This window comes from Psychrobacter sp. 1Y4 (genome assembly GCF_051847555.1).
Window position 1 is genome coordinate 1 of sequence record NZ_JBPYDE010001174.1, and the last position, 514, is coordinate 514.

1 pseudogene is annotated in these 514 nt (G+C 44.6%); it reads right to left on the reverse strand.

What is annotated here, in order from left to right:
- Positions 1–276: 276 nt before the first annotated feature.
- Positions 277–514 (reverse strand): annotated as a pseudogene (locus tag ACS8FC_RS21005) (ABC transporter substrate-binding protein); the annotation flags it as partial.

Sequence of the window (514 nt, forward strand, 5' to 3'; positions counted from 1 at the left end):
GTCGCGGTATCAGCTTCAGCATTTTCTGCGGGTGCTGAGCTGTTGTTACAACCTGCCAGCATTAGCATCGCTGCGCTGAGCGGTGCCAGCCACAATGCTTTTTTGCTCATTGATGAGGTCATTAGTGATGTCATTGAAATTGTCATACCTATTATTCCTTAATGTATTTACCAGCCATATCGTTAACCACTACTTACTGATGTAGGCTTAACAGCGCCATGCTTACTTGATATTGATAAGCCTCGCTTTTGTTAAGCCTAAATCTTCAGTGAGTCATTATTGACCGAAGTTTTGCTGCTCAAGACGGGCAAGCTCACCGTTGCTACGGATTTCGCTCAATGCTTTATCAAACTCCGCTTTGAGTCCATCCCCTTTACGCACGGCAATAGCAATATTGTCATCGTTATCAATCTCATCACCAACGATACCGAAACCTTCTTTATTGTCAGCGAGCCATGATTTGGCAGAGACTTTTTCGGCCAATACTGCATCGCTACGACCAGACTTTAGATCC